Origin of the sequence: Agarilytica rhodophyticola, assembly GCF_002157225.2 — a bacterium.
GTDB classification, from domain to species: domain Bacteria; phylum Pseudomonadota; class Gammaproteobacteria; order Pseudomonadales; family Cellvibrionaceae; genus Agarilytica; species Agarilytica rhodophyticola.
In genome coordinates this window covers 2,487,646-2,505,384 of record NZ_CP020038.1, presented here as the reverse complement: position 1 = coordinate 2,505,384, position 17,739 = coordinate 2,487,646, and the positions used below count along the sequence as shown (strand labels likewise).

Below are 17,739 nucleotides of genomic sequence, written 5' to 3'. Positions count from 1 at the left end.
TATAAACAATCATACCGGCTCTGTGAATATTTTTTGTTCGATTAGCTTATTGATGATTAAGCTGCACTCGCGAGAGCGCGCGCCAAGGCAAGATAAAAAGTATCTAGAAACATCTAAAGAGGCGGTCATAAAGTATTCACAAAAATATAATATAAGCGTAAAAAGCATTGTTCAGAATGCAAGCATGAAAAAGCGCTTAGACCTATCAGAACTTTATCGACACGCGAAGCACTTCGACACTGACGGTGGGAGCTTTGATCCAAGCAGAAAACCCCAATACCGCTCGATTTTTATCTCCGATGTCCACTTGGGAACAAAAGACTGTAAAGCACAGTACTTAGCCGAATTCTTAAAAACCAATAAATGTGAGTGTTTGTACTTAGTTGGTGATATTTTCGACGGCTGGAGAATGAAATCAGGTGTTTATTGGCACAAGAGTTTTAATCGTGTTATCCGCCATATTCTCAAGCTATCAAAAACAGGGATTCCGGTATATTACATAACGGGCAATCACGACGAGTTTCTGCGCCGTTATGCCAATACAGACTTTGATAATATTCATCTTGTTAATCGTACAACCCATGTGAGTGCTACAGGAAAACGCTATCTGGTAATTCACGGTGATCAATTTGAAGGTGTGACGCGCTGTACGGCACTGCTGAAATATATTGGCGATGTGGGCTATGAAGTATTAATGCTCTTGAACCGCGCCTTTAATAGAATTCGTGTCAAAGCAGGCTTGGGCTATTGGTCATTTGCAGCATTTTTGAAAACTCACATTAAGCGTGCCAAACAATATATCCATGACTACGAGTGTGCGGTATCTCTAGGCGCTAAAAAACAAGGATTCGACGGTGTCGTTTGCGGCCATATTCATCAAGCTGCGGCAAAAAAAATTCACGATATTGATTACTTCAACACTGGGGATTGGGTTGAATCCTGTACCGCACTAGTGGAAGACCATGACGGTAATTTTAAACTTATCTACTGGCTGGAACACTCCACATTGATGAAAAACAAAATGCGTAAAAAATCGCAGCCCCAAAAGATACCCGCACAAGCAGCACAAAGCACTGCTAATGAAGATCAGCCCAGCGTGTGAATCACTGGGCTAAAATTTTAAGGCTTAAGCTTACTGCCACACATTTTGCAATATTGCGCATCGTGATCGTGGCCTACCGCTGAACAATTAGGGCAAATAATGTTTAGTCGTTCACGGCTTATTTCATGCGCTAGCTCAGCAGTAAAAATACCCGTTGGCACAGCCAATATTGAATAGCCCATAAGCATTGCCGAAGCGGCAATAAACTGTCCTAACGGCGTCTGCGGTGTAATGTCACCATACCCCACTGTAGTAATGGTGACGATAGTCCAATAAATACTCGTAGGAATACTGCTAAAACCATTTTCAGGCCCTTCCACCATGTACATCAAGGCGCCAAATATCGTCGCCAACACCAGCACCGATAAGAAGAAAACTGATATCTTTCGACGTGCATGAGCCATAGAACGTACTAAAGTATTAGCCTCGGTCAGGTAGCGGACTAACTTGAGCACCCGAAAAATACGTAAAAAACGCATGATACGAATAACCAACAGGAAGTTAACACCTGGCACCAGTAGACTTACATAGGTAGGCAGGATCGATATCAAGTCGATAATGCCATAAAAACTAGTGATATAATGTCGCGGGTTAGGCGAGCAATAGATGCGCAGTATATATTCAACGGTAAAGAGTATGGTGAGAATCCACTCCAGGGTACGGATATAGATGTAGTAATTATCCGTAAGATCACTTACGCTCTCTGCCATAAGTGTTAGCACACTCAATATAATAGCGATAATCAGGGCAATATCGAAGCGCTTCCCTGCAGGTGTATCAGTACCAAAAATGACGGTATAAAATTTCTCTTTCAGCTCGATATTACTCATGATTTGTAATTTTGACAGTTAAAATTTGATAGTAAAAAATAAACGCGACAATACCACTACTTACTTATGAATAAAAATAGCAGGTTGGTGTACTCCACAGATAAAGGGCGCATAAAACCAACAAAAACCACTGAGACAAACCAAAGCGTAAGCTCTGACGGCATCATAAGAGTCGGGCGTGAAACAAAAGGCAGAAATGGCAAAGGTGTCACAACCATCTCCGGGTTTGATATGAACGCCGATGAACTGAAAACCATGGCGAAGAAATTAAAGCAAGTATGCGGTACAGGTGGCACAGCAAAAGACGGCAAGATAGAGATTCAGGGTGACCAGCGTGACAAAATTCTCAGCTACTTAAAAGAACAAGGCTATGATGCGAAGCGTGCTGGAGGATAAATACCCTGGCAGCTAGATCCCAACTTTTACTGCGCTAGATTATATCAGTGTAGTTTATGTGCTATTAGTGTCTACTAACTCAATACCGGAATTAGAATAGCTAAAACAACACTGATTAATAAGCCTAAACCAGCTTTTATCACATCATTGAACACAATTTTCTTCGACTCCACCATAGGGGGTTTGTATAGATGTAAGGTAATGGCAATTTGACGTCCAGCCAGTAAGCCGATGAACACCCACGTGGTACTCATTGGCATATTGCTCCACTCTTTAAATACCAGAAGAATAATAGCGTAAATAAAATCAATAATAGTGGCTGCACGAATATCACTGGTGCCTGTTTTATTAGTAACAATTTTTTGGATCGCCCCTCCCATCTGATAAAAGATTACGCCCTGTAAAATTACAATAAAAAACACAGCAAACAGTAATTCCACTGCAGAAATTTGTCGTGGTAAATAGACGAAAATATTGGCTAAATCTTGGATAAGCCACTGGCTCCACAAAAAAGCAGTCGCTATCCATTGCAGCCACACCCAGTAGGAAGCTGCTGGCTCACCTTTTGTGCGGTCAAAATATTCGGTGGTTTTAGAAATCACAAGACGATAAGTGATAATCGCAACGATAAAAGCCACCACATAGCCCGACACAGATTTAATCAACATTGAGCCAAGATTAGATGGATTAAACACCACTAAGACTAAGAAGGTGGTACTAACTGGAACACCAAAGCGGGTAAGCACTAGAATTACCAATGGCGGCAAAACATGAAACCACTGAATACCATTTTCTGGCCAAGGGAATTTTTCTAGTCGCCCATAAGCAGGATCACCACCGTTTAGATACCAGCCAACCCCGACCACAGATACAAGTACAAATGCTGCAAAAGCCCATAAAACCCACCAGGGGCGATGGGTATTAGACGCAATAAAGGTACCTAGAGTTTGGATAGAATCGTTGGCAATAATGGAATAAGCGGCTAACGCAAAGCCAAGAATCATTAGAATGTCGGTAAGACTCATCAAATAGGGCTCAAGGTTCTGTTGCTGACGCCCTATTCTTTTATTTAGATGTTACAGTACTATGACAACGGTGTTATTTATTACATATTGTTGTTTTAGTAAAAACTTGCTCCTTTCTTAAAACTTTAACATGTTAATTCTATAGCGCTATTTCATCGTTTTGGCAACGCCACCTTATTCTCACCTTTAGAACTATTTATGCGTTAATATTCACTAAAACAAAGTGGGATAAAGAGAGATCACTAGTAGCACTGCCATAGAGATATTAAAAATTCTAAGACGTGTACTGTCCGTTAAAAAGCGTTGCATTTTTTGGCCCAAAACAGTCCATGAGCTGACACAAGGTAAATTCACGAAGCCAAACACTAAAGCGACAAGTAATACTGCGAAAAAACTGTGTGTCGGGGCATAAAGACTGATGGCTGTGAGTGCCATAGTCCAGGCTTTCGGGTTCACCCATTGAAATAAAGCAGCTTGCATAAAAGTAAGAGGCTTTACTTTGCTCGATTTTTCCTCTGAAAAACTGTTGGAAAGAGCTATCTTGTAAGCCAAATAAAGTAGATAAACAATACTCAATACTTTTAATATTTGATGGGCGATGGGAAAGGCATCGAATACTTGCATAATGCCCAAACCGACTAAAATAACCATAACAACAAAACCGAGAGCCACGCCCAGCATGTGGGGTATTGTCAATTTAAAACCAAAGTTTGCGCCTGAATTCATCAACATCACATTATTAGGGCCAGGTGTGATTGAAGATACAAAGGCAAAAGCCGTAAGCGCAGTAAGTATGTTGTAGTCCATAATCTATATATCTCAGAATACCATTGTCTTTTTACGATAATTATTATGCAATTTTAGCTTAATAAAGCTACAATATTTAAGCGAATAGAGTAGCAATAACCTAGAAGACAACAATAAATGACTAAGATTGATAGGTATAACGAATTAATATTGCGAGAGCTTAAATATAATGGTCGTATCCCCAATACAGAGCTGGCCGAAAAAATAGGGCTATCACCCTCCGCCTGCTTACGCAGAGTGCAAGACCTGGAAAATAGCGGACATATACGGGGTTACAGGGCCATCCTGGATAGCAAAATGATGGGCAGTGGTTTTATTGCCTATGTGGGTGTGGGGTTAAGAGAGCACTCCATGGAGTCCCAACGGGCCTTTGAAAAATCTATTAAACTCGCTCATGAAGTCAAGGAGTGCCACAATGTTACTGGAGCTTTTGAATATCTTCTAAGAATTGAAACCAGTGATATTGCATCATTTAAACTGTTTCATACAGATATTCTGGGGGCCATACCACAAGTGAGCACAATCATTACTCATGTGGTGATGGAGTCCCCGAAAGATGAGAGAATATGACTGGGCCGCTTTTTCTTACACTACTTTTTTTTACTATGACGCATAAGACGGCGTTTTTTATTGATCTGCCTTTCTGTTAATTTATTCTTACGATCGGAGAAAGGGTTGTCACCGCTCTTATACTCGATACGGATCGGAGTACCATGCATCTTTAGCACACGTCGAAAGGTTTTTTCGAGATACTTAGTATAATGCTGTGGCACATCCTTGGTTTGATTACCATGGATTACAATAATTGGCGGATTGTGGCCGCCAGCATGGGCGTAGCGCAACTTTATTCGACGTCCTCGCACCAGTGGCGGCTGGTGAGTGCTGACCGCATCTTCCAGTATTTTAGTAAGGTGATTGGACGAGAATTTTTCGGTAGCTGAACTAAATGCCTTCTCTACAGACTTATAAAGGTGCCCAACACCCGTTCCGTGCAAGGCAGAGATAAAATGCAAATCGGCAAAATCTACAAAACGTAACCTTCGTTGCAATTCATTTTTAACATAGGTTTTATGATCTTCTTCCAGGCCATCCCATTTATTTAAAGCGATAACTAAGGCGCGTCCTGCATCAATAGCATGTCCCATAATATGAAGATCTTGATCAACGATCCCCTCTTTTGCATCCACCACCAAAATAACAACATTAGCATCGGAGATAGCTTGCAGGGTTTTAATAATTGAAAATTTTTCAACCGTGAGAGAGACGTTTTTGCGTCGCCTAACTCCGGCAGTATCGATCAAAGTATAAGGTTTCTCATTGCGCTCGTATTGTATATAAATACTATCGCGAGTTGTGCCCGGTTGATCATAGACAACAACTCTATCCTCACCAAGCATGCGATTAACCAGTGTCGATTTCCCCACATTGGGGCGGCCGATAATCGCCATTTTAATACCGAGGGGTGATTCAGCATCCTCACTATCCTCCTCGGGTACTTCATCGAGGACTTTTTCCATCAAGCTTTTTACACCGCGCCCATGAGCAGCAGCGATGGAGTAGACCTCTCCCAAACCCAGCTCGTAAAAAGGCGCGATACTTAATTCGTGGTCTAAACCATCAATTTTATTTGCAACGAGATAAGTAACTTTATTCTGACTGCGCAGGAAATCGGCAATCTGTTGGTCGGCAAGCACTAATCCATCTCGGCAGTCGACCATAAACAGTACAATATCCGCTTCAATAATGGCTTGCTTGGATTGCTCAGCCATGGCTGCATCAATCCCTTCATCCTCACCACTAATACCACCGGTATCCACTAGGATACATCTCTTACCGGAGATACTCGCTTCGCCATATTTTCGATCGCGGGTTAAACCCGCATAGTTAGCCACTAGCGCTTCGCGAGTGCCAGTAAGTCTATTAAAAAGGGTGGATTTACCTACATTAGGGCGGCCCACCAGAGCAATTGTTGGCAACATGAGGTTTTCGACTATCCTTAAAGCGGCGCAATTTCATAAGACGATAGCTTACCGTCGTCACTTAGAAGGTACAGTTTATCTTTATAGGACAACATAGGCGAATGGAAACCGTCTCCTTTAGGTTTAAAGCGGTAAGCAAAGCTACCATCGTCCTGAGAAAGCACATGTAGATAATCTTCCTCGTCCACCACTACCACATAGTCACCCACGGCTGCCGGTGCATTAATCTGACGGTTTAACAACTGTTCGTTTTGCCACAGCACATCGCCATTGGCAGAATTAAACGCAATTACTCTAGAGCGATCGGTACTGACAAAAACTTTACCATTAGCGACTGAAAGGTTTTGATAGGTAGATAGGGCCTTGCGCCAAATTGGCTTGCCCTGTGCGCGAGTAAGTGCAATGAGATTACCTTGGTAGCTACCTGCGAAGATGATACCGCTGGATTCTTTCGGTGTGCCGTCCACATCGACGATACGTTCTAAGTCTGTTTTACCTTTAGGCTGACTAACACGTGCTTCCCAGGTGCGAGAGCCATCCACGGCAGAGAAACTCACAATCTGCCCGTTATCAAAGGCGCAGATAACCTGCGTAGCTGTGATCACAGGGCTAGAGGTACCACGCAAACTTAATACTGGCGCTAAATGATCATAAGACCAGACTTGCTCACCAGTTTTTGCATCAAAAGCAAAAACACGTGCATCAATAGTCTGGGCAACCACGATAGAGCCGTTAGTAGCAGGAGGAGCGAGTATCTCACTGCTGGTCTTAGCTTCCCATAGTTTTTCACCATTGGCAGCGTCTAGTGTTACGACACGTCCATCAATAGTGCCAAAAAATACGCGATTAAAACCGGCGCCAATCGCGCCTGATACTTTATATTTTGTCTTGCTTTTCCACTGCCTTTTGCCAGTCTCAACATCGAACGCAAACACTTGCCCTTTGGGGTCTGAGGTGTAGATAACACCTTTGTCTATAGAGGGCACAAGACGCAAATATTTGCGGCCTTTGCCAGATCCCGTGCCCGCACTCCATAGGCGCTTCATTTTGACGGTTTTATCAAACTTTACAAGTTTAGCAACTTTTGATTCTTCGTCTTTTTCTTTATTCGATGAACAAGAACTAATAAATACAGCAAATAACAGTAGTAAAACAACACGCACGATTATGATTTCTCCGCGTCATTAGCTTCCGTGTCTGGAGCCTGGCTGCCCACATCCACTTCAGTTTTTTCCTCAACTGGCACTGCAGGTGCTTTCACATTGCCAGCTAAAATATCGGCACCGTCTATTTTTAATTGCAAAATACTACGGCGGTTAAATTGTTCCGGTGGTAAGTTTTCCATCGCTTCACGATACGCAGTCTTGGCAGACTCAGCGTTACCCTGTGCAGCCAAGGCATCACCACGCACCTCAGCAAATAAAGATTTATAACCGGCCTCTTTGCTAACACTAGTGTTAACAAGTGCCAATGCCGCATCATATTCTTTATTAGCAATTTTTACACGTGCAAGACGCGTTGTAGCTAAATCTTTAATAGCATTGTTAGCGCCGTTGTCAACAACACGCTGAAGAAACGCCTGAGCACCGTTGAGATCCTTCGCATCTACAGCAAAACGTGCCAAAATCAGATTAGCTTGGTCGGCATATAAAGTACCGGCATAATCATCGACTAGTTCTGTCGCAATAAGTTTAGCATTTGACCTTTGTTGCTCTGTTAACTGCCCTCCAGGCTGGACTTCCATGACTTTAACCAGGTCTAAATACTTAGCTCCACCTAAAGATGCTTTTTGTTGTTTTTGATCCTGCCATGTGCTCCACCCAAAATAGCCGACCACTACCACTACAATGGGAATCACGACGGACTTCCAATATTCATTCCACCAGTTTTTTAATGCAATGATTTGTTCTTCTTCTGTCAAATGGTCTGCCACTGGTTACTCCTAAGATAAAATATTAATTAGCTCGTTTAATTTAACGGTGTGCTGTGGTTTTTCTTCACGTAAATATTTAACGGATATCACACCTTCTTTTAGTTCATCTTCACCGAGAATTAATGCGATATCAGCACCGCTCTTATCTGCTTTTTTCATCTGACTCTTAAAACTGCCGCCGCCACAGTGCATTTGCACGCGCAAATATGGCAAGTCTGAACGTATTTGTTCAGCCACTGCGAAAGCATCGTTAAGGACGTCTCCAGCTACCAATAAATAGACGTCAGCAGAAGCAAAAATATCCTCGGGTACAACATTTAATTCCGTTAATAGTAAAATTAACCTTTCAATTCCCATTGCAAAGCCAACACCTGGGGTCGGTTTGCCGCCCAACTCTTCAACGAGCCCATCATAGCGCCCGCCAGCACATACCGTACCCTGTGCACCGAGTTGTGTCGTTACCCATTCAAAAACCGTTTTACCGTAGTAATCTAAACCTCTTACCAGTCTCGGGTTTACTGTATATGGGATGTTCATTGCATCCAAAATAGACTTGAGCTGATCAAAATGCTCTCTTGACTCCTCATCCAGGTGATCAAAAAGTGTCGGCGCATTGTCAAGGACGGCTTGCGTCTTGGGGTCTTTGCTATCGAGCACTCTCAGCGGATTGCGATCGATACGACGCTGACTATCTTCGTCTAATTCGGTTCGATGTTGATTTAAAAACGCCACTAACGCCTGGCGATAATCCGCTCGCGACTGCGGCGTACCAAGGGTATTAATTTGCAAAGCAACGGCATCGTCAATACCCAGCTCTTGCCATAACCTAGCTGTCATCAACAGCAATTCAGCATCAATATCTGGGCCTTGTAAGCCAAAAACTTCAACACCAATTTGGTGAAACTGTCGCAAGCGTCCTTTTTGTGGTCGTTCATGACGGAACATCGGTCCGGTATACCATAGCTTTTGTACAAGATTAGCGCGATCAAATAACAGGCGATTCTCTTCGCATGCACGCACACAACTTGCCGTACCTTCGGGTCTCATGGTGAGACTGTCGCCGCCTTTATCGACGAAGGTATACATCTCTTTTTCAACAATATCAGTCACTTCACCAATACCGCGTTGAAACAGTTCAGTTTTTTCCAATATCGGAAAGCGAATTTCTTGATAGCCGTAGCTATGCAAGACTTCGACGACTTTCGACTCAAAAAACTGCCATACCGGTGACTCTGAAGGCAGTAAGTCGTTCATGCCTTTAACGGCTTGTAAAGGTGTTGTTGCCATGATTCGATCGTTATTCTGTTAAATAAGTTGCTCGTTTAAAAAGCTACGCTTTAAAAATACACTCAAGAGAGACATACAAGTATGTCCCCCCCAAATTAATAATTGATAGTGATTTTATGCCTTGGCGATAAGCTTGTCGTTCTGCTCGGCTTTGTCCTGAGCTTTTTTTCTTATAAGTTGTTCCAATTCATCCACAAGGTTCTCATTTTGCAATTTTTGGTTGGGCTGGCCATCGATATAGATCAAATTTCTAGGTGTGCCACCGGCAAGACCTAAGTCAGCCTCTTTAGCCTCTCCAGGCCCGTTAACCACACAACCAATAACAGCAACATCCATAGGTACCTTAATGTCTTCAAGACGTACTTCTAATTCATTCATGGTCTTGATCACATCAAAGTTTTGTCGTGAACAACTGGGACAAGCGATAAAATTAATCCCTTTAGCACGCAGCTTAAGGCTTTTTAGAATATCCCACCCCACCTTAACTTCTTCTACAGGGTCTGCGGCGAGAGAGATACGGATAGTGTCGCCAATGCCATCCATTAACAGCATACCTAAACCCACCGATGATTTAACCGCACCAGCGCGAAAACCACCAGCTTCGGTAATGCCAAGGTGTAAAGGTTGCTCTATTTGAGAAGCTAATTTGCGATAGGCAGCAACCGCCATAAAGACATCTGAAGCTTTAACACTGACTTTAAAGTCTTGGAAATCCAACTTATCTAAGATATCCACATGACGCATCGCCGACTCCACCAAGGCATCGGGTGTTGGTTCGCCGTATTTCTTTTGAATATCTTTCTCTAAAGAGCCCGCATTTACGCCGATACGAATAGGAATACCTAAGTCCCTGGCTTTATCCACAACAGCCAAGATACGTTTCTCACGGCCAATATTGCCAGGGTTTATACGCAGGCAATCAACACCTAAATCCGCAACTCTCAAGGCAATTCGATAGTCAAAATGAATATCCGCAACCAAAGGTATATTGACTTGTTTACGTATTTGACCGAAGGCTTCGGCAGCATCCATGGTCGGGACTGAAACACGCACAATATCAGCTCCGGCCTCCTGGATTCGGTTAATCTGATCAACAGTCGCTTGCACATCTGTCGTCTCAGTATTCGTCATACTTTGCACAGAAATAGGTGCATCGCCGCCGACTGGCACCGAGCCCACCATAATTTGGCGCGATTTGCGGCGCACTATTGGCGATTGAAACTGCATAACACAGAGATACTCTTAATAATTTCTATAATATTCAGATAGTGACATAACCACGAGTAAAACTTCTGCGCTTCCTCGCGAATCAGCATCAGCTATCAACTTTAAATCTATAGGTCTTTCTACTACCCGGCGGCTCTGTCGACACCAATCGACCATTTGCCATCAGCGTCACTGCACGGGCGTTACCCAGTAAAATGTTAAAGGGGGCTCGACCAAAAAGTTGCAGATTATCCCCTTTCCTCTTAAGTTGTGCAATCAACACGCGCCCAGTGGCGTCTTCCACATTGACCCAGCAGTCTTCGCTAAAGCTAAATTCCAAAGTATCTTGGGAACCACCGGCACTAGAACTAGACAATTGAGCAGTATCTTGGGAAGGAGAAACTTGCTGCCCTTGAGCCGTTTCAACTACCGGTGCCAATGTTGGTGTGGGAACTGGAGTTGCAGCGACTGTTGCGACTGGTGTCGGTTCTGGTGTTGTTGCAGGTGTTAGTAGTGGCCTGGGAGTAGCGATACTAGCAGCGGCTTCGGGCGCATCGGATAGGCTTTGAACAGATGTTGATACATTAGCCCCTTCAGCTGTCGGGCTAACGAGATCCGTATCAACACTTTGCGCAGAGTTACCTTGAGATGATGGTTCGTTTGTTTCGTCGCCAGTCATAGCCTCGTTTTCTTGTGGACTTTGATTACTGGCTCTTCCTTCAGTTTGCTCAGCAGCTGTATCTTGAGCTGTGATAGCACGGTTATCAGAACTGTTGTCCTTCATAAAAAACATGACACCACCCCAGATTACAATGGCGAAAACAACAAAGGGTAATATCCCTATTTTCTTCCATGCTACTTGAGAGGTCGACTTGCTGCCAATGACGGTTTTTGTCTCGTTAACTACATCCGCAGCTTGAGGGGGTAATGTATCGAGATAAACCTGTAGCAAGACTTGAGGATCTTGCTTAATGATTTTTGCATAGCGTCTTATATAACCAGAAATAAAGGTAGTAGTGCCGAGCTTATCGAACTCATGGCGTTCTAAGGCTTCCAACTTACGGATAGGAATATGTGTTTGGCTGGAAATTTCCTCCAACGACACACCTACACTTTTGCGCAATTGACTCCAATCTTCTAACACACTCGATACTTCTGCTTGGGATGCATTCATAGACGTTTATTTATTCGATTCAATGAGCTTTTTATACTTTAGATATTCGCGCGAATATGGGTGCAGATTTTTTAGCGCCAAGGCATAACTTGCTTCTTTATCGGTATTGCCAAAGACACGCTCGATACGAATACCCAGCCATAAACTGCGCGCCGACTGACGAGAGTTTTTACTGTAGATGTCCAAGTGCTTTTTGGCATTAGCGTAATCACCACTGGCAAAACTTTTGTGCGCAATTTCCAAAGCAGCGGGGGCAAACTGGGGATTGAGATTCAAAGCATGCTTATATGCTGCCAACGCCCGACTCCGATCTCCCATCTTTTCGGCACATTGGGCGAGACTAAACAATGCATTAGGCCGACGCCTGAAACTTAAGTCTTTAGTGGCAGATTCGAGAAGAGGCAAAGCTTCACTATAACGCTTGCGATCTATTAAAAACCGTGCGTAAGTATACTGAATATCAGAACGAGAAAAATCAGAGCGAGCTTTAAGGGCTTTTAAGAAGCTTTTCTCCGCTAAATCGTACTCTCCATTAAGATTGTGTATGAGAGCCATTCCTTGATGAGCTTCAGCTGATCGCTTATCTATTTCTAGCGCCTTGGAGAAAGCGCGCAAGGCATTATCGCGCTGCTCTTGCTGCAAATATGCCATACCCAAGCGAATATTAGATTCGAGCGCTTTGGCCTTGTCGACTTTTTTAGGGCCAGTGCTTCCCGAGTGCGTAACGCAGGCTGTTAGGCTGAGAAAAATAATAGTAGTAGCAAGTCTAAAAGTATATTTCTTCACTACTTTTAGCTTGTCCATTGTACCTTTTATAATTTTTAAATTTCCCATATTTTCTGTCATAACTTTACTCAAAGTATTGTTATAGCTCTGTGTTATAAAGCCTTAGCCCTTATGCTGCCCCTAATGCTTCAAGGATTCGCTGTGTGCAGGAATAATTTTTACTGGTATAACATCTCTATCTGAATCGTCTAGGGCAACAGTGTCTATCTTATACCTTTCGCTGCGCCTAGTGCGATCATTTACTTTACCCGCCAACTGGCCGCATGCAGCATCGATATCATCACCGCGAGTAGTTCTAATAGTTGCGGTAAAACCAGCATCCATTAATATCTTTTGAAAACGACGCAGAGCATTATTACTCACACGCTTATAATTCGATAAAGAGAATGGATTAAAAGGAATTAGGTTAATTTTGACCGGCACATCACGCAATAGCTCCGCCAATTCATGGGCATGCTCAGGTCTATCGTTAAGTTGGTCTATCAATGTGTATTCGATAGTGATTTTTCTATGATTATCAGGCAAACCTTCAATATAGCGTTGTGCTGATGCTAGTAGTTCTGCAATAGGGTATTTTTTATTTAGCGGAACCAATTGGTTACGCAATTCATCATTGGGGGCGTGTAGCGATATTGCCAGACACGCGTCGGTGTATTCACCGAGACGATCTAACTGCGGAACAACACCGGAAGTACTGAGAGTCACTCGTCGTTTAGATAAACCATAACAAAAGTCATTCATCATCAGATTCATAGAATCCACCACGTTGTCGAAATTGAGCAGTGGCTCTCCCATTCCCATCATAACGACGTTGGTAATTCTGCGCACAGAACCTTCTTTAAATTGGTCAAAAGATCGTGCGGCTTGCCACACCTGACCAATGATCTCAGCTGCACTTAAATCGCGGTTAAAGCCCTGTTTACCGGTAGCACAAAAGCTACAATCTAAGGAACAGCCAACTTGTGACGATACACACAAGGTTCCGCGGTCTGACTCTGGAATATAGACCGCTTCAATGGCATTGCCGCCACCTACCCTAATCAAGAATTTGCGAGTGCCATCAGCGGAATCCCATTGGCGAATAACGTCAGGCGCTTCGATATACGCCAGTGTCTGCAACTTTTGTCGCAACACTTTACTCACATTGGTCATCTCATCGAAGTTGGTGACTCCGTATTGATGAATCCACTTCAAGATTTGCGTGGCTCGGAAAGGCTTTTCACCAATAGCAATGAAGAACGCCTCCAGTTTGGCCTGACTCATCCCCATGAAATTAACCTTGCCCTCATGATGAGCGTCTGCTGGCGTACTGATATTAACCTCCGAACTCACGTGTGTACCTCACATTTTACTATTTTTTACGCTAAGGCTTAGCGTGGACAGACTTCGTCTTCTGCGAAGAAATAGGCGATTTCTCGCTGCGCAGATTCAGGAGAATCAGAACCGTGTACCGCATTGCAGCCTACCGATTCAGCGTAATCTTTACGGATAGTGCCTTCTGCAGCATCGGCAGGGTTAGTCGCACCCATCAAGTCACGGTTGAGCACTACCGCATTTTCACCTTCTAGTACCTGAACCATAACAGGGCCTGAAGTCATAAACTCAACCAGTTCACCAAAGAAAGGACGCTCTTTATGCTCAGCATAAAAGCCTTGTGCTTTTTCTTCGCTCAAATGCATCATCTTAGCCGCAACAATTTTTAAACCCGCATCTTCAAAACGGCTATAGATTTTTCCAATAACGTTCTTGCCTACAGCATCGGGTTTAACGATTGAAAGTGTACGTTCTGTGCTCATTAAGTTTTACTCCTCAAGCAATATTTTGATTAATTCCAGCTGCGACACTTTTGGCATCGCAAAATCCGGCAATTATAAGGGCTTAAGCGTTAGAATAGTAAGCTGTTACACCAAAAATAGAGCGCTATCGTGAAAAAACTCCTAATCGTAGCCCATACACCCTCAAAAAATACAAAATCTCTAGCTCAAGCCTTGCTCGATGGCGCAAAAAACGACACAAATATTATAGATGTAGAATGTTTAATACCTTTTGATGCAGATGCACAAGCGATTGCCAGAGCTGATGGTCTGATCTTATTTACTACAGAAAACTTTGGCTATATGAGCGGCGCACTAAAAGATCTATTTGATCGAGTTTATTACGATTTAATTGACAGTAAACGTGGGCTACCCTACGCATTGGTCATACGAGCGGGTAAAGACGGCACCGGCGCCCAGCGTTCAACCGAAAGTATTACCAAAGGGCTGGGTTGGAGTAAAGTGCAAGAAGCCCTTATTCTTAAAGGTGATTTTAAGCTGGAATTTCAGCAGCAACTCTACGATCTGGGTCAGGCATTTGCCATCGGCTTAAATGAGGGAATCTTTTAAGACATCACCGTCAACATATACAATTTCAATCAAAGTTCCCTGTAAAAATTGCTTTACTTAAATGGCTCAGAAATAACAGACGAACTAATATTTATCGAGATCTACACACTGCTAGCAGCAATCAAAAAAACTTAGCAGGAGTTTAACTATGAGCATTCATTTGCCAAGGTTGTCTAATCACCATACAGTTTCAAATTTTAATACACAAGGTGCACAAAAAAAAACGCCCCTACAAGCGCTGGTTAGCCATTTCCGTTCTAATTCCGTTAAAAATATGTTTCCACCATCGAAGAGCGCTCTAAATCAAGGTAACTACGGCAAACTTAGAGATGGCACCCAATACACAAAGCAGCAACTCAATAACGCAACGCAAGCTTGGCGTGATCTAAACAACCAAACACGCAATAGTGTACGAGACCAACGAGCAGACATGCGATATGAGGGTAACAAAAAGATTGCGACAGGGGTTGGAGCGATAGGCTTAGGAGCCGGTTTGTCTGCCGCAAGTGGCGCTGCTATGGCTGCACCAGGGGCTCAGATTGGAGCAGGGCTAGGCATAGGTGCGGGCATTGGCGCAATGGCTGTGGGAGGTGCCGCTGTTGGCTTTGGTGCGGCACTGAGGCACGACGCACACAACGTGCACAAAGACACCAAAAGTGACTTTATTACGAATCATATTAAAAACCAGCAAAACACATAAAATGGGCTTAATAATACATTTTCTACCGTTTATATCCGTGAGCACCTCACCTGCTCACGGATAGGCATTTATTAACTTGACAATAAAGTAGCTCATCTGCGGCCATTTAATACGTCCACCAAAGGTAAAAAGTACATTTACCGAGTTAATAATGGCCTATTTAACTGCACGATAAACTTCTGTGTTGGGATAAAAAGAATACCACGCGAACCAGTAACTGGTGGTACTGACCACCCTCTTTCCAGAAAGGGTTTCGATGGCTGCAGTTTCGTGTTCGTTATCCCAAAAAATACGATAACGTTCACCACCAAGGGTATCTTCAAAACTTGTTTTACCCGTTTTCCGTAGTTCCACATAGGGATAGGCTTTTATGTTACTGCCAATTTGCACTCCCATGACACGTTCCTTAGTGTGATAATCTTTGGGTACTTTACGTAACGTTTTAAAAAAAACGGCACTGGAAGTTTCGTAGCCACTGTAAGGGTCATGACGATAGTTACGTTTTACTCCCTGTTGCTCGCTTAATACCTTTGTCTGCGGATGCAAATTAGACCAGTTAGCCCATGTAGTATGGCTAAGGTTTAGTTGCTCTAACTTGGTTTGGACATAAGGCCCACTGATGGCTTTACCCTCAAGTTGCGACCAGAGTGACTCCGTATTCTTATCATAAAAGATAAGATCGTTATTATAGAGTAAACCGGAAACACCAAAGGTAAGAGTATCTTTTCTGAGCTTAGACGAAAAAGCCATGCCACTGCCGCACAAAGGGCAATAACTCACAACAAAAGGCTCGCCATTAATCTCATCATTAACCAGCTCATGCCAATTCATAATATGGCGAGGAAAAGCATAGCTTTGCCCTGCTATTTCAAACCCCAAGACAATATCTTCAGGTCTCATAAACCCCGCTTCCTTGGAACTGACATAATGGGGGTTATTAATAGCGGGAATACCATCGCGCGGTGGCCCACCATGAACAATTTCTTTAATGGGAATAATACTGTTAGATACGTCAAAACCATTAAGAGTCTTAGCCCATAGAGAAGGACAAGATAGTAGGACACACACTAACAAAAGAAGACGTATCATAATTTTTTCACCTGCGTAACGGTCAGCCCTCGTGTCGAATATGCTGAAAACAGGTAGGCTATTCAACTAAGGGACCGTATTTAACACAATCGTGATTTCTCTATCCTTATCGAGATAAATCGAAGCTTTGCCAAATGCAGCCGGCCCATACTTACCAACGTTATTGGAAAAGCCATAGGGCTCCTTGGGTATTAAGCCTAAACGACGATTGAGCTTACCATCGCCATTTAGGTCTTGGTGGACAGCAATAGCATAATTGCCTTTGGGTAGGCCATGAATTTCAACCTTCTGGGTTTGACTCGACACCATACCAATGCGCCCCCTCACCATGCCCGTCTCACTCATCCAGAAAGCCTTGTCATGATATACACCCAAGCGCAAGGTTCCCTCGCAACACACAAGGCCTTCGACATTAACAATTAGAGAAAATTCACCTTCAAGTAAAGGTGGCGTTAGGTGGTTTTTATTAGCACACGCGCTTAGTTGGAAGGTAAACAAGAGCAGCAAAAACAAACGTATTATCATTCGGTATACTCGTATTGAGTGCCTATAAACGCCCATTGCAGCCTGCCTGCACATAGATAGCGTAGTGAGATTAACTAAGACACTGTTGTACGGACTTTTTCCACCATTGCGCGCAAGCCATTCCCTCGTGTAGCGCTAAGGTGTTTGAGTAGACCCAGAGAATTAAAATACTCTTCAATATCGTAGGCGAGAATATCTTCAGCAGTTTTACCATTGTAGGCAGCTAAGACGACACCGAGCAGACCTTTTACGATAAAGGCATCACTGTCGGCCTCAAACCAATACACACCATCCGTATTGTTCGAGTCTATCCAAACTTGACTCTGACAACCTCTCACTAGGTGGTCTTCATCTTTTTTCGCATCATCCATGGCAGGTAATTCTTTACCCAAGTCAATAATATATTTGTAGCGCTCTTCCCAAGTATCAAAAAAGCTAAGCGCATCAATAATATCGTCATTAGTAATGCTCGAACCAAATGGAGTTGATGCTGTGGACATAAATAATCGCTTTAAT

General features: G+C 43.3%; 20 protein-coding genes. 5 read left to right on the top strand and 15 right to left on the bottom strand.

Annotated elements, in window-relative coordinates; all coding sequences use genetic code 11:
- The first annotated feature begins 184 nt into the window (after positions 1-184).
- Positions 185-1,102 carry a UDP-2,3-diacylglucosamine diphosphatase gene (locus BVC89_RS10600; protein WP_086934575.1) on the top strand — a complete coding sequence of 306 codons (918 nt, stop codon included), beginning with the start codon at positions 185-187 and terminating at the stop codon, positions 1,100-1,102.
- Between the two features lie 17 nt (positions 1,103-1,119).
- On the opposite strand, the gene BVC89_RS10595 is transcribed toward BVC89_RS10600, so the two are convergent.
- Positions 1,120-1,932 (bottom strand): ion transporter, encoded by an 813-nt coding sequence (locus BVC89_RS10595; protein WP_086931171.1) that lies wholly within the window; start codon positions 1,930-1,932, stop codon positions 1,120-1,122.
- A 66-nt stretch (positions 1,933-1,998) separates the two neighbouring features.
- On the opposite strand from BVC89_RS10595, the gene yciH reads away from it, so the two are divergent.
- Positions 1,999-2,328 carry a stress response translation initiation inhibitor YciH gene (yciH, locus tag BVC89_RS10590; protein WP_086931170.1) on the top strand — a complete coding sequence of 110 codons (330 nt, stop codon included), beginning with the start codon at positions 1,999-2,001 and terminating at the stop codon, positions 2,326-2,328.
- Positions 2,329-2,402: 74 nt separating this feature from the next.
- Here the strand turns inward: yciH and BVC89_RS10585 are convergent, their stop codons facing one another.
- Positions 2,403-3,353, bottom strand: a complete 951-nt coding sequence (locus BVC89_RS10585) for a hypothetical protein (RefSeq protein WP_086931169.1) — start codon at positions 3,351-3,353, stop codon at positions 2,403-2,405.
- Between the two features lie 213 nt (positions 3,354-3,566).
- On the bottom strand, positions 3,567-4,160 hold the full coding sequence (locus tag BVC89_RS10580; RefSeq protein ID WP_086931168.1) for a LysE family translocator: 594 nt from the start codon (positions 4,158-4,160) through the stop codon (positions 3,567-3,569).
- Positions 4,161-4,277: 117 nt separating this feature from the next.
- Between BVC89_RS10580 and BVC89_RS10575 the strand changes: the two genes are divergently transcribed.
- On the top strand, positions 4,278-4,730 hold the full coding sequence (locus BVC89_RS10575; protein ID WP_086931167.1) for an Lrp/AsnC family transcriptional regulator: 453 nt from the start codon (positions 4,278-4,280) through the stop codon (positions 4,728-4,730).
- A gap of 20 nt (positions 4,731-4,750) precedes the next feature.
- On the opposite strand, the gene der is transcribed toward BVC89_RS10575, so the two are convergent.
- The 9 genes from der to ndk all read right to left on the bottom strand — a co-directional run bounded on the left by der (position 4,751) and on the right by ndk (position 14,321).
- Positions 4,751-6,139 carry a ribosome biogenesis GTPase Der gene (gene der / locus BVC89_RS10570; protein WP_086931166.1) on the bottom strand — a complete coding sequence of 463 codons (1,389 nt, stop codon included), beginning with the start codon at positions 6,137-6,139 and terminating at the stop codon, positions 4,751-4,753.
- Between the two features lie 17 nt (positions 6,140-6,156).
- The gene (gene bamB, locus BVC89_RS10565; RefSeq protein WP_245929371.1) at positions 6,157-7,302 is read right to left on the bottom strand and encodes an outer membrane protein assembly factor BamB; all 1,146 of its coding nucleotides are present in this window, start codon (positions 7,300-7,302) and stop codon (positions 6,157-6,159) included.
- 2 nt (positions 7,303-7,304) lie between these two features.
- A complete protein-coding gene (locus BVC89_RS10560) occupies positions 7,305-8,072 on the bottom strand; it encodes a YfgM family protein (RefSeq protein WP_086931164.1) in 768 nt (255 codons plus the stop codon).
- A gap of 9 nt (positions 8,073-8,081) precedes the next feature.
- Positions 8,082-9,359: a histidine--tRNA ligase gene (gene hisS / locus BVC89_RS10555; RefSeq protein WP_086931163.1), complete on the bottom strand. Its 1,278-nt coding sequence runs from the start codon at positions 9,357-9,359 to the stop codon at positions 8,082-8,084.
- Positions 9,360-9,473: 114 nt separating this feature from the next.
- Entirely contained in the window at positions 9,474-10,586 is a 1,113-nt protein-coding gene (gene ispG, locus BVC89_RS10550) for a flavodoxin-dependent (E)-4-hydroxy-3-methylbut-2-enyl-diphosphate synthase (protein WP_086931162.1), read from the bottom strand.
- Between the two features lie 88 nt (positions 10,587-10,674).
- Entirely contained in the window at positions 10,675-11,739 is a 1,065-nt protein-coding gene (locus tag BVC89_RS30555; RefSeq protein WP_086931161.1) for a RodZ domain-containing protein, read from the bottom strand.
- 6 nt (positions 11,740-11,745) lie between these two features.
- A complete protein-coding gene (gene pilW, locus BVC89_RS10540; RefSeq protein ID WP_245929370.1) occupies positions 11,746-12,585 on the bottom strand; it encodes a type IV pilus biogenesis/stability protein PilW in 840 nt (279 codons plus the stop codon).
- Positions 12,586-12,645: 60 nt separating this feature from the next.
- Entirely contained in the window at positions 12,646-13,857 is a 1,212-nt protein-coding gene (gene rlmN / locus BVC89_RS10535; RefSeq protein WP_281260988.1) for a dual-specificity RNA methyltransferase RlmN, read from the bottom strand.
- A 38-nt stretch (positions 13,858-13,895) separates the two neighbouring features.
- Complete coding sequence (gene ndk, locus BVC89_RS10530) at positions 13,896-14,321, bottom strand: nucleoside-diphosphate kinase (protein WP_086931159.1); 426 nt, start codon at positions 14,319-14,321, stop codon at positions 13,896-13,898.
- A gap of 129 nt (positions 14,322-14,450) precedes the next feature.
- On the opposite strand from ndk, the gene BVC89_RS10525 reads away from it, so the two are divergent.
- Positions 14,451-14,909: a flavodoxin family protein gene (locus BVC89_RS10525; RefSeq protein WP_086931158.1), complete on the top strand. Its 459-nt coding sequence runs from the start codon at positions 14,451-14,453 to the stop codon at positions 14,907-14,909.
- A 148-nt stretch (positions 14,910-15,057) separates the two neighbouring features.
- On the top strand, positions 15,058-15,609 hold the full coding sequence (locus BVC89_RS10520; protein ID WP_086931157.1) for a hypothetical protein: 552 nt from the start codon (positions 15,058-15,060) through the stop codon (positions 15,607-15,609).
- A gap of 156 nt (positions 15,610-15,765) precedes the next feature.
- Here BVC89_RS10520 and BVC89_RS10515 read toward each other — a convergent pair whose 3' ends face one another.
- The 3 genes from BVC89_RS10515 to BVC89_RS10505 form a co-directional block, all read right to left on the bottom strand.
- A complete protein-coding gene (locus BVC89_RS10515) occupies positions 15,766-16,698 on the bottom strand; it encodes a DUF3179 domain-containing protein (protein ID WP_086931156.1) in 933 nt (310 codons plus the stop codon).
- A gap of 66 nt (positions 16,699-16,764) precedes the next feature.
- Positions 16,765-17,223 (bottom strand): DUF2141 domain-containing protein, encoded by a 459-nt coding sequence (locus tag BVC89_RS10510; protein WP_158657875.1) that lies wholly within the window; start codon positions 17,221-17,223, stop codon positions 16,765-16,767.
- 74 nt (positions 17,224-17,297) lie between these two features.
- A complete protein-coding gene (locus BVC89_RS10505) occupies positions 17,298-17,723 on the bottom strand; it encodes a SufE family protein (protein ID WP_086931154.1) in 426 nt (141 codons plus the stop codon).
- Positions 17,724-17,739: the final 16 nt, after the last annotated feature.

What these genes read in the sequence shown, in the direction of transcription:
- BVC89_RS10600 (WP_086934575.1), top strand. Translation starts at nt 185, where the DNA reads ATGAAAAAGCGCTTAGACCTATCAGAACTTTATCGACACGCGAAGCAC.
- BVC89_RS10595 (WP_086931171.1), bottom strand. Translation starts at nt 1,932, where the DNA reads ATGAGTAATATCGAGCTGAAAGAGAAATTTTATACCGTCATTTTTGGT.
- yciH (WP_086931170.1), top strand. Translation starts at nt 1,999, where the DNA reads ATGAATAAAAATAGCAGGTTGGTGTACTCCACAGATAAAGGGCGCATA.
- BVC89_RS10585 (WP_086931169.1), bottom strand. Translation starts at nt 3,353, where the DNA reads ATGAGTCTTACCGACATTCTAATGATTCTTGGCTTTGCGTTAGCCGCT.
- BVC89_RS10580 (WP_086931168.1), bottom strand. Translation starts at nt 4,160, where the DNA reads ATGGACTACAACATACTTACTGCGCTTACGGCTTTTGCCTTTGTATCT.
- BVC89_RS10575 (WP_086931167.1), top strand. Translation starts at nt 4,278, where the DNA reads ATGACTAAGATTGATAGGTATAACGAATTAATATTGCGAGAGCTTAAA.
- der (WP_086931166.1), bottom strand. Translation starts at nt 6,139, where the DNA reads ATGTTGCCAACAATTGCTCTGGTGGGCCGCCCTAATGTAGGTAAATCC.
- hisS (WP_086931163.1), bottom strand. Translation starts at nt 9,359, where the DNA reads ATGGCAACAACACCTTTACAAGCCGTTAAAGGCATGAACGACTTACTG.
- ispG (WP_086931162.1), bottom strand. Translation starts at nt 10,586, where the DNA reads ATGCAGTTTCAATCGCCAATAGTGCGCCGCAAATCGCGCCAAATTATG.
- BVC89_RS30555 (WP_086931161.1), bottom strand. Translation starts at nt 11,739, where the DNA reads ATGAATGCATCCCAAGCAGAAGTATCGAGTGTGTTAGAAGATTGGAGT.
- pilW (WP_245929370.1), bottom strand. Translation starts at nt 12,585, where the DNA reads ATGACAGAAAATATGGGAAATTTAAAAATTATAAAAGGTACAATGGAC.
- ndk (WP_086931159.1), bottom strand. Translation starts at nt 14,321, where the DNA reads ATGAGCACAGAACGTACACTTTCAATCGTTAAACCCGATGCTGTAGGC.
- BVC89_RS10520 (WP_086931157.1), top strand. Translation starts at nt 15,058, where the DNA reads ATGAGCATTCATTTGCCAAGGTTGTCTAATCACCATACAGTTTCAAAT.
- BVC89_RS10515 (WP_086931156.1), bottom strand. Translation starts at nt 16,698, where the DNA reads ATGATACGTCTTCTTTTGTTAGTGTGTGTCCTACTATCTTGTCCTTCT.
- BVC89_RS10510 (WP_158657875.1), bottom strand. Translation starts at nt 17,223, where the DNA reads ATGATAATACGTTTGTTTTTGCTGCTCTTGTTTACCTTCCAACTAAGC.
- BVC89_RS10505 (WP_086931154.1), bottom strand. Translation starts at nt 17,723, where the DNA reads ATGTCCACAGCATCAACTCCATTTGGTTCGAGCATTACTAATGACGAT.